This is a genomic window from Hyphomonas chukchiensis, assembly GCF_000682695.1.
GTDB classification, from domain to species: domain Bacteria; phylum Pseudomonadota; class Alphaproteobacteria; order Caulobacterales; family Hyphomonadaceae; genus Hyphomonas; species Hyphomonas chukchiensis.
Genome location: NZ_AWFG01000100.1, coordinates 1 through 383 on the forward strand (window position 1 = coordinate 1; position 383 = coordinate 383).

1 protein-coding gene is annotated in these 383 nt (G+C 63.4%); it reads left to right on the top strand.

The window, feature by feature from the left end; translation table 11 throughout:
- On the top strand, nucleotides 1–312 hold a 312-nt coding region (locus HY30_RS18865; RefSeq protein WP_155839430.1), incomplete at its 5' end, for a GGDEF domain-containing protein.
- Between the last annotated feature and the right edge of the window lie 71 nt (nucleotides 313–383).

Here is a 383-nt window from a genome sequence, read left to right on the forward strand (position 1 = left end):
CACTGCCTGCGTCCCTCCGACAAGGTCTTCCGCGTCGGCGGGGAAGAGTTCAGTGTTCTCTTGCCCAGGACGGGTCTTTCCGAGGCGCACGAAACCGCCGAACGGCTGCGGCGCGCCATCGGGGCCAAAGCGGTCCAGTCAAATGGGAGTATCATTACCCCGACGGCCAGTATCGGCCTGGCTGTGATGTCATCTGATGTCGACCAGAGCGCATTCGTCGCGCGGGCAGATACCGCCTTGTACGAGGCCAAGAGATCGGGCCGGAACCGGCTTGTCATCAATCACGGCAAGGGCATTGCCCTCGCCGTATAGGGCTCACTTGCCGACGCAGGGCCAGGTGCATAGCGTTGCCGATGCAGCGCTTGCGCCCGGCTTCGCAACTC